This window comes from Shewanella sp. MBTL60-007, from assembly GCF_019654915.1.
In the GTDB taxonomy this organism is placed as follows: Bacteria; Pseudomonadota; Gammaproteobacteria; order Enterobacterales; family Shewanellaceae; genus Shewanella.
In genome coordinates this window covers 1-10805 of record NZ_BPET01000094.1, presented here as the reverse complement: position 1 = coordinate 10805, position 10805 = coordinate 1, and the positions used below count along the sequence as shown (strand labels likewise).

8 protein-coding genes are annotated in these 10805 nt (G+C 43.9%); 7 read left to right on the top strand and 1 reads right to left on the bottom strand.

What is annotated here, in order from left to right:
- The 7 genes from K5Q92_RS22750 to K5Q92_RS22720 form a co-directional block, all read left to right on the top strand.
- A partial coding sequence (locus tag K5Q92_RS22750) for an electron transfer flavoprotein FixA (RefSeq protein WP_259649681.1) occupies positions 1–806 on the top strand: 806 nt, incomplete at its 5' end.
- Positions 807–819: 13 nt separating this feature from the next.
- A complete protein-coding gene (locus K5Q92_RS22745) occupies positions 820–1761 on the top strand; it encodes an FAD-binding protein (RefSeq protein WP_220771118.1) in 942 nt (313 codons plus the stop codon).
- A 91-nt stretch (positions 1762–1852) separates the two neighbouring features.
- Positions 1853–3142 (top strand): FAD-dependent oxidoreductase, encoded by a 1290-nt coding sequence (locus K5Q92_RS22740; protein ID WP_220771117.1) that lies wholly within the window; start codon positions 1853–1855, stop codon positions 3140–3142.
- Entirely contained in the window at positions 3139–3426 is a 288-nt protein-coding gene (locus K5Q92_RS22735; RefSeq protein ID WP_220771116.1) for a 4Fe-4S dicluster domain-containing protein, read from the top strand. The genes K5Q92_RS22740 and K5Q92_RS22735 overlap by 4 nt, the downstream gene beginning before the upstream one ends.
- A 274-nt stretch (positions 3427–3700) precedes the next feature.
- Positions 3701–5041 (top strand): MFS transporter, encoded by a 1341-nt coding sequence (locus K5Q92_RS22730; RefSeq protein ID WP_220771115.1) that lies wholly within the window; start codon positions 3701–3703, stop codon positions 5039–5041.
- A gap of 222 nt (positions 5042–5263) precedes the next feature.
- Positions 5264–6403, top strand: a complete 1140-nt coding sequence (locus K5Q92_RS22725; RefSeq protein WP_220771114.1) for a hypothetical protein — start codon at positions 5264–5266, stop codon at positions 6401–6403.
- A 379-nt stretch (positions 6404–6782) separates the two neighbouring features.
- Positions 6783–8201 (top strand): magnesium transporter, encoded by a 1419-nt coding sequence (locus K5Q92_RS22720; protein ID WP_220771113.1) that lies wholly within the window; start codon positions 6783–6785, stop codon positions 8199–8201.
- A 116-nt stretch (positions 8202–8317) separates the two neighbouring features.
- Here K5Q92_RS22720 and K5Q92_RS22715 read toward each other — a convergent pair.
- Positions 8318–10805, bottom strand: a 2488-nt coding sequence (locus K5Q92_RS22715) for a zinc-dependent metalloprotease (RefSeq protein ID WP_259649680.1), incomplete at its 5' end; no start/stop codon positions are given.

The following is a 10805-nucleotide window of genomic DNA, read 5'->3' as shown; positions in this document are numbered from 1 at the left end:
TATCAATACTTAATATTTTAACGGGAGAAATAATGAAAATTATTACGTGTTACAAATTAGTGCCAGAAGAGCAAGATATCGCAGTTACTGCTGATGGCAGCTTAGATACCAACAAGGCGGCCCCAAAAATTAACCCATTCGACCTATGTGCGGTTGAAGCAGGTGTAGCGATCAAGGGACTCGTCGATGGCGCTAGCATCACAGCAATGAGTGTTGGTGGCAAGGCGCTAGAAAATCCTAAAGCACGCAAAGACATTCTTTCTCGTGGACCCGATGACTTAACCGTTATTGTTGACGAAAAATTTGAACAACTTCTACCTCATCAAACCGCTCGCGTATTAATGGCTGCGGCACAAAAAAATGGTTTTGACCTCATTCTTTGTGGTGATGGTTCTGGCGACCTTTATGCGCAACAAGTTGGCGTACAGTTAGGCGAGTTACTCGGTGTAGCCAATATCAATGCCGTAAGCAAAATCATCTCGGCCGAGCCAGGCAAACTTACAGTTGAAAGATCATTAGATGATGAAGTGGAAGTGTTAGAAGTCACGCTACCTGCTGTCATCTCTGTTTCTGCAGATATTAACGAGCCAACAATCCCTTCGATGAAGACGATTCTTGCGGCAGCGAAAAAGCCTGTCACTAGTCTAAGCGCTTCTGATATTGAGCTAAGCGAGTTTCCAGCGTTAGTTGAACTGGTTTCAGTTATCGCACCTGAACAGAAAGCACGTCAGAAGATTGTTATCGAAGGTGATGACGAGCAGCAGATCGCCCAATTCGCAGAACACTTACGTAAAGCACTTAACTAATTAAGGATAAATGATGAGCAAACTATCTAATATTTGGGTATTTAGCGATATCGCTTCCCGTTTACCTGAAATGATCGCAGCTGGCGTAGCGTTAGGCGAAAAAGTATCGGCATTTGTCATCGGCAGCGAAGCCGATATCGCTACAGCCTATTCATATGGTGCAACCCATGTGTACTACCTTGGCGACAAAGACAGCCAAAAAATTATTGAAGACTACAGCCACACTATGGCGCAAGTGATTTCAGCCGCTAACGACAACACTTTGGTGGTACTTGCCCCAACAAAACGCGGTAAAGCATTAGCCAGTAAGTTAGGTGTTCAATTACAAGCCGGTGTTGTTAACGATGTTGCTGAAGTTAGCATCGAAGACGGCGTACGTGTTAAGCACATGGCCTACGGCGGTTTGGCCATCGCAGAAGAGAAGATCAATAGCCCAGTCGCCATTATCACCTTAAGTAGCGGTGCTTATGAAGTGCAAGCAGCAGATACAGCTCGCACAGGTGAAGCGGTTAACGTGGCATTTGTCGAACCTACATCATCAATTAAATGTATAGAGCGCCGCGCGAAACAAGGTGAAAGCGTCAATCTAGGCAAAGCCAAGCGTGTTGTTGGTGTTGGTAGCGGGATAGGTAGTCAAGAAAATCTACAAGTGGCAGGTGAACTCAGTGCATTAATCGGTGCCGAGTTAGGTTGTTCACGTCCTATTGCTGAAACAGAGAAATGGATGGAGCGCGAACGCTACATTGGTGTATCAGGCGTGATGCTCAAACCTGAGATCTACTTTGCTCTAGGTATTTCAGGCCAAATCCAACACATGGTGGGTGCTTTAGGTTCACAAACTATTTTTGCCGTAAACAAAGATAAGAATGCACCTATTTTCCAATATGTGGATTACGGCATTGTTGGTGATATCAACAAGGTAATGCCTGCACTAATTAGCGCTTTAAAAGGCTAACTGAAACACAATTTTTATTGTTATTTCAATCGCCTCTAATCACAAAATAGATTAGAGGCGAGTAGACAAATATACCTAGAGAGTGACGAGTATGTCAGAAGAATCATTTGACGCCATTATCGTAGGAGCAGGGCTTGCAGGTTGTGTTGCGGCGTATGTTCTTGCAAAAGAGGGAGCAGACGTTCTCGTAATCGAGCGCGGTAACTATGCTGGTAGCAAGAATATGACCGGCGGTCGTTTATATGCCCACAGTCTAGAAAAAATTATTCCCGGCTTCGCTAAAGAAGCGCCGATAGAAAGAAAAGTCACTAAAGAAAAAGTCACTTTTCTTACCGATGATACCGGCGTCACTCTCGACTACCACAACGGTCGAGCACAAACGGCAACTGAAGAATCTTATACCCTATTAAGGGGGGATTTTGACCAGTGGCTAATGGGAAAAGCCGAAGAGGTTGGTGCCCAATTTATTACCGGGATCCGAGTTGATGAGATCTTAACTCAAGACGGTAAAGTCATTGGTGTTAAAGCCGATGGTGACGAACTAACAGCAAAGTCAGTTATTTTAGCAGAAGGTGTTAACCCCATTCTGGGCGAACAACTTGGCATGGTTAAGCGTGTAAAAGGTGATGTCATGGCGGTTGGCGCCAAAGAACTCATCGAGCTTCCTCAAGAAGTTATCCAAGATCGCTTTAACCTAAAGAATGATGAAGGTTGCGCCTGGTTATTTGCTGGCTCACCCGCTAATGGCCTAATGGGTGGCGGCTTTATTTACACCAACAAAAACTCCGTTTCACTCGGTATTGTTTGCGGCCTGCACGATATTGGCAGCTCAAACAAAACCGTACCACAAATGCTTGAAGATTTTAAAAACCATTCAATGATCAAGCCTCTGATTGAAGGCGGAAAGCTCATTGAGTATTCGGGCCATGTAGTACCTGAGGCTGGCATTAACATGGTGCCTACCTTAGTTGATGACGGCGTGTTGATCGTTGGAGACGCTGCAGGTTTTTGTCTCAATATTGGTTACACCGTGCGCGGCATGGATTTAGCCATAGCATCAGGCGAAGCCGCAGCAAAAGCCGTTTTAACAGCCCGCGAACGCAATGACTTTAGCGCCGAAGGTCTGTCTACTTATCAAAGCTTGTTAGAAGACAGCTTTATCATGAAAGATCTCAAGCTATATAAAGATCTTCCCGCCTTTATGGAAAACCCACGCATCTTCAATCAGTACCCAAAGATGGTGGCAGACATAATGCAAAGTATGTTCACTGTTGACGGCAAGCCATCACAACCCATCAGAAAGACATTGATGAAGCACTGCAAAGAAGTCGGCTATATGAACCTGATTAAAGATGGAATTAAAGGAGTGACCTCAATATGAGTGAAGTAGTTAATGTCGATGTCAAACTCGGCGCCAATAAATTCCATGTTGATGAAGGTCATCCACATATTATTTTAAAAGATAACCCCGATATGAATGAATATCGAAAACTGGTCAACGCTTGCCCAGCAGGTCTTTATAAATTAGAAGATGATGGCAGCATAAGATTTGATTCAGCCGGTTGTTTAGAATGTGGAACGTGCAAATTCCTATGCGGAGAGACCATTTTAGAAAAGTGGGAATATCCTCGCGGGACATTTGGCATAGAATATAGATACGGCTAGCCGACAAATTAAAAAAACATTATAAAAACAGAGTTGAAATCATTATTTCAACTCTTCGTCGTACCTATAAAAAGCTAAATCCATTTAACTTCACAATTACAGAACATTTATTAAAAAACATAGTAAAACATTGGTCAAATCACCGTTTTAATATTTTTACCTAGTAGTATTTCACATTAGGTTATGAAATAGCCAAGTGGGGAATCAACTCCATAAAAATAATTACAACAATCATATAGCTTTATATTTAAATTTATATTTGGTGGTAAGTAGCATGAAACCAAGAACAAACTTCGATGATATGGAGTTTACTCCATTACACAGAAAAATAATGTTGTGGGGAAGTGGAGGCCCTTTCTTAGATGGCTATGTTTTGGTGATCATCGGCCTAGCACTTCAGCAGCTCACCCCTGCGCTAGAACTTGACGCCCAATGGATAGGTTTAGTCGGTGCGGCGACCTTGGCAGGTCTATTTATTGGCACCGCACTTTTTGGCTATGTCGCTGATATATTCGGCCGAAAGCTGATGTTTATGATAGATATCATTGCAATCGCAGTGCTCTCTTTCGCAACCATGTTCATCTCCTCACCTATTGAATTAGTGATATTGCGTTTCTTAATCGGCATAGTGATCGGTGCAGATTACCCAATTGCAACCTCTATGGTGGCAGAGTTCTCCCCAACAAAAAAACGTGCCTACACCATGGGGTTCATAGCGGCGATGTGGTACGTCGGTGCTACTGCAGCCAATATGGTCGGCTACTTATTATATGACGTTGAAGATGGCTGGCGTTGGATGTTCGGTAGCGCGCTAATCCCTTGTTTAGTCATATTACTCGGGCGTTTTCACTTACCAGAGTCTCCACGCTGGTTACTCAAGAAAGGGCGCGTACAAGAGTGCAAAGAAACGATGGAGAAGTTCTTTGGCCCTGATGTCGAAATAGCCCATGAATCAGCGGAACAAACCAAGTACAGCAAACTGTTCGAGCCAGTCTATCTAAAGAGAATCCTGTTCATCGGTATTATCTGGACCTGTCAGGTTATCCCTATGTTTGCCATCTACACCTTCGGGCCGCAGATCATTGAGCTTCTCGGATTTACCGATGGTAAAGACGCCGCCTTAGGCAATATTGTTATCAGCCTATTCTTTATGGCGGGGTGTATCCCAGCTATGTACTGGTTAAACTCAATAGGTCGACGACCACTCCTTATAGGCAGTTTCGGCATAATGACCGCCTCATTAGCCCTATTAGGTGTGGTGCCCGATCCAAGCGTCTGGTTAATTATTGGTGCATTCGCTACATATGCTTTCTTCTCCGGTGGTCCAGGGATCTTGCAATGGCTCTACCCAAATGAACTGTTCCCTACTGAGATCCGAGCCTCAGCGGTTGGCGCTGTCATGTCATTTAGCCGTATTGGTACAATTATCTCAACTTATGCCCTGCCGATATTTATGGCGAACTACGGTATCTCTCCCACCCTATTAGTCGGTGCCGCCATCTCGTTATTTGGACTCGTTATTTCAGTCTTTATGGCACCAGAAACTAAAGGGTTAGCATTAGAAACCACAAGTTCAGCTGAGTTTAAAATTAAGGGAATAGCGACAAACAGCTAATAAGCTCTGCGGCGCTAATTAATGATGCCACTAACGTTAATAATTAGCACCGCAATAATATACACAGTTCAAACTTATTAATAGAAAACGCAACAAAAGATATTAAACATAAACCAAAGGACTTTATAGCAATTAAAAACAACACAATTCTATTTCTATAATTACCGAGTAAAACCAATAAAAGATAATTTATAAAATACAACTTAAATACATGGGGATAATATGATCATGAAATCAAATAAAAGGTTCTATCTGTCTATTCTAGCAAGTGCCATTGCTCTTAGTAGTTTTAATACTATCGCAGCAGAACAAGAAGAAGATGGCATTAATATTCACGGTGGTGTGCGAGTTAACTATGCCTACAAAGATTACAGTGATAGCTCAAAAGATAAAGGCGGCGATTTTACCTTCGATATGGTCTCTTTACGTTTCGATGCCAAGCAAGGAAATTGGGGCTTAAAATCAGATTATCGTTTTACCGCTAACACTAACTATATAAAATTTGGTTATGGTTACTATGACTTCAACCCTGACTGGCAGTTACAATTTGGTATAAACAAGGTGCCCTTCGGTAACCTAGGATATATTTCAAATAGTTATTGGTTTGGTTTGCCTTACTATCTCGGCTTTGAAGATGACCACGATATCGGTGTGAAAGCCGTGTACCAACACAATGGCTGGCAAACCGACATGGCCTTTTACAAAGGAGCTGAATACGGCCCAACAGAAAACAAGCGCTATGCGGCCGACCTTTATAGCGGCACGATCAATGGTACCGAGTACCATAACGAAGAAACTAACCAAGTTAACCTTCGCCAAACTTACACCATGGAGCACCAAGGTGGATCAACCACTTTTGGCGCCTCGGTTGAAGCGGGTCAGATCTATAACTCTGAGACAGGTAACAATGGTGATCGATACGCCTTCGCAGCTCACTTAGATAGCACGTTCAACGGCTGGAACCTACAGCTACAGGCGATGCAGTATGAGTTTAATGCTGCCGATAGCGCTGACGATAATAAGATTGCCGTATCCGTAGTTAGCTGGCAGTACGAAGTCGCCTCTAAGGGGCAGGTCTACAGCGCTAACATCGCCAAAACACTGCAAACCGATTGGGGTAATATCAAGTTCTACAACGACTTTGGCTTAATGACCCCAGACGTCGATGACGATAACTACGATAATAGTATGCAAAACGTGTTAGGTGCTGCAATCAGTGCTGGCCCTACTTACACCCAAATCGACTTTATCATGGGTAAAAACATGACATTCTCTACTGCTAACAATGACCATATTGGTCTTCCTGAAGTAGGAGATGACTGGGATAAACGCTTCAACGTTAGTGTGGCCTATTACTTCTAAAAGTAAAATATACTAAATTTAGTGGGGCTCACATTTTACTCAGTTTTGACTCATCACTCTTAGAAATGTTGATTTAACCACGCCACCTATAGCCTTCATGATTATGAAGGCTTTTTTTAGCCCATCTCAGGCCTACTTAAATAACCCATTGGCTTCTTTTAACTTAAACAATACACCTACTATGCTAAGACTTAGCGTATAATCACCGCCCTTAAGCTGTATCATGCTCATACTGCAAAATGCTAATATTGAGCAGCTAACATACAGCAACGACTTGCATACTCATTGTAAGTCAGTACTTTAACCAAAGTACTTTTTATATTAGCTTTTTCAAATTAGCTTTCGAACTTTTCAAAGTCCCATTAAAGGTCGGTTAACCATGTCATTGCCAAAAGATGAATCCCCTATCGATAACAGCCAACATCTAAGCGAATCAGAATATGAAACGCCTGAGTTAGCTATGGTAGAAGTGAGCCAATCGGTTGAGCAGCTAACCAATGCAGAAGGCGAGCAGCAGGCAGAGCTGTTTAATGACATGCTAGAAGAAGCGGAACCCGGAACTGTAGCCTTACTACTAGAGTCACTACCTCTAGATGAGCGTTACGAACGCTGGTCTCAAGTTGATGCTAACGAACGCATCGCTGTATTAGACTTGATGCGTGCAGATCCTCGTAATGGCATCTTGAAAGAGATGCCAGAAACCGAGTTAGACTCGCTGTTCTCGCAGATCTCACCAGAAGACTTGATTGAGTGGAGCGATACGCTACCCGAGGCCATGACCGACCGTGCGTTGTCGCAGATGGGCGAGCGCCAAAGAGAGCACTATGACCGTTACGATCAATATTCAGAAAATGAGATTGGACGTTATGCCGAGCATCAATTCTTAGCGCTAAATCTGACATCGACGGTTTCACAGGCGCAACGTTTCTTTCGCCGAATAAAGCTCGACTGTAATGATCATGTATTCTTGCTTGATGATGATGACAAATATATTGGTAGCGTGCGCCGCCACGATGTATTTCGCGCCGCCCCAGAAAGCACACTAGAAAGCTTGTTATGGGAAGACAGTCGCTCCATTCTTGCCGACTCTAGCTTGATTGAAGCCGCAGAAGCCATAGAACACAGTAACGAATTAGAAATCGCCGTTGTCGATACAAACGGCATCATGATTGGCCGTATGACACTGCGTACTGCCACGGCATTAGTACGTGAGCATTACGAATCACAATTAATGGCAACCGCTGGTATGGACGAGGACGATGACTTGTTTGCGCCTATAACCGTAGGTGCTCGTCGTCGCGCCGTTTGGCTTGGCATTAACTTACTGACCGCATTTTTAGCCTCGGCCACCATTGGCCTGTTTGAAAATGTTCTAGAAAAAGTAGTCGCCCTCGCGGTACTGATGCCGATAGTAGCCTCTATGGGCGGAATTGCTGGCAGTCAGTCGCTCACTCTGATGATCCGCGGCATGGCCATGGGGCAGATATCGTCGGGTAACGTCATATCGTTACTCAAGAACGAACTTGGCATTGGGATCCTAAACGGCGTGTTGTGGGCGATTGTGATTGGGCTCATTGCCGGATGGTGGTTTAGCGATCCTATCATAGGCACAGTGATCGGCGCGGCTATCTTAATCAATATGGCAGTCGCTGCCGTAGCCGGGGTCATGGTACCGATGATCCTGCAAAAAATGAATCAAGATGCCGCCCTATCGGGCTCAGTGATCTTAACCACGGTCACCGATGTAGTGGGCTTTTTCTGCTTCCTCGGCTTAGCTTCTGTTCTGTACCTATACTAACAAAGGGATTGATAGCGGCCCCTTTCTGTAACAGCATAAACAACAAAGCCTAGCGTATACCGCTAGGCTTTTGTTTATATGCCTTAATCAGATAACGTAATAGATAAACTCAATCGCTATGCCTGTATCGCTTTTCCAATTAAAAGGTCAATATAGGCCTTATGAGCCTTACTAATCTCATCAGCTCCCCAAGGGCTGCTGCGTTCTGCAATTGAGTGCAACTGGTACAGAGCGACCGATTTAGCCAGATGAGAATAAGTAGAGTCTTCCCCAATTCCCGCTATCTTTATCAGCCTCTGCACATACTCAACCTGCAAGTTTTGACTGGTCGACTTCAGCGTCTCTGAGTCGGTAAAGATTGCTGCGGTTAAATCATTCATATAGTGATGTAAGCCGTAGTCATTGCCATAAAGCTCTGTATCAGAGATACGCTGCAATACATTCGCATGCAGTAAATGATTCAGCACTGATGATTGTAAATTCAACACCATTTTGTGGGCTTTAGGGTCTTCGTTTTTACCGTAATTATCCCACCCTCGGCGCTGATGCTGCATATAAGCATAAAGAGGCTCTAATGCGCTAAGCACCTGTTCAGAAAATACATATTTGGCCAGAGCGCTCATGGCTTGTTGCTGCTTTTCTGCCGCCACAGGTGCGTACGGTGTTGAAGCACTGTCACCTACAAAGCTACGCTCAATATTCACACCACCGATTTGGCGGGAGATAACCACAGCTTGTTTCTTGTACTCACCGTATAGTGCATTAACCGAAGCCAGCAATTGCTGATAAGAGCCATTTTCAACCAAGGCTGTCGCCTTAAGTTCGCCTAAATGATGATTAATTAACGTCATTCTATCAACTGCGTAACCCACTGGGTTCGATGACATATCTCCGGTCATTACCTGTGGATCAATATGCGTCCCAGCGCTGCGCATATCATCCGCATCATGGGCAAAGGCTAACCCTTTATCTGCCGAACGACGAAGTATTGCCTTTAACCTTTGTTTCTCAGCAGCCTTATCAGCTAACGCTTGTGAATATCCGTATTCAATCGCCCAATAATCATAAGGACCTAACTCTGTCTGAAAGTAATCGCCCTGCTTAACGCCTAAAGGCGCCCAATTTATTGGAGCGTACTCCATAACAGAGCCAGTCAGTACACCTTGGGTGATGGTCCTATTATGCACCTCTTTCTCATCCCATAAATTTGAAGCCTTCATATTGTGAGTTAAACCTAGAGTGTGACCAACCTCATGCATCACCAGCATGCGTAGCCCTTCCGTTAATACGTCCTGCTGCGCCATCTCATCAATCGTTATTGTGTCGGCCAATAAGCTGGCCAACTCCAGCTGATGTCCTGCGCTGCAATTGAGCTGAGCGGCCTGTCCACCTTGTTCACTTATGCCACTAGCAAAGTGGTCACCGCCTTGGCTATACATCTGATGACTTGCCCAGGTAGCTTTCATAAAACGGTATTCCATGATCAGATCCGCCCCCAAGATCTCACCAGTAAATGGGTTTGATACCGCACTGCCATAACCGTTACTTAAAGGCATAGGTGATGACGCCCACCGCAACACATTGTAGTTAATATCTCCCGCATCCCAGCTTGCATTATCTGGCTGTACCTTTACTTGAATAGCATTTTTAAAACCAATTTTTTCGAAGGCTTTATTCCAAGTTAATACCCCTTGCTTTATGGTATCGCGCCATTCATTGGGTGTGGTATTTTCAATCCACCAAATAATCGGTTTTACTGGCTCTGACAGAATCGCTGACGGATCTTTTTTCTTTAAATTCCAACGTACTATTACATCTTCAAAAGGGACCCAATCTGCTGAGGTTTTATTATCCTGTTGATGGAGAAAATACCCAACTCTGGCATCATCTCTACGGGGTTCAAAATCACTATTGGGGAGCTCAAAAAAGGAGTGCTGAATCGTCAATGACGCAACCCGAGGATCCGTAAGCGCTTTTGATCCAACGCCTTTAGGATTATCGGTATTAAACATATACTCTACGATGGCATCGACATTGTTATTATAAGTACGTTTTTTAATGATCCGTGACTTATCGATATCTAAACTACCCAACTTAAAGCTCTTCTTATCCGCCCCACCAGCATCTGGCCATTGTGAAACCCGATGCAAAGATTCACTTAAAAATAATCCATCTACGTTTACCAGCAACTGACTATCTTGCTCACTTTCAATTTTCAATGTCGCTAGCACTGGCTCACTGAGATTGGCATGCCTAGCCTTTTTCAATGGACTATTTTTATCAAAAACAAAACGAGAGGACTTAGCAACAATATCAATGCGGTCGAAATAGCGCCTAAATTCAATTAACTTCTCTTCCCGCTTGAAGCCTCTAAAATCCCAAGTATCTGCGAGGCCATCAACAGTATGAGCCGTATAGAGTATTGGCGTATTAAGCTGAGACGCTTTGAGTAACATAAATGTCTCACCAGTTTGACTGTCCTGATAAAAATTAAATAAACCTTTAGATTCCTTTTTATCTGTCAGCAACTGCTGCAAAGTCGGTGGATTTTGACTATCCGCAGCCATCACAGAATGCACACTTGCTATCGATAACACTAAGGCT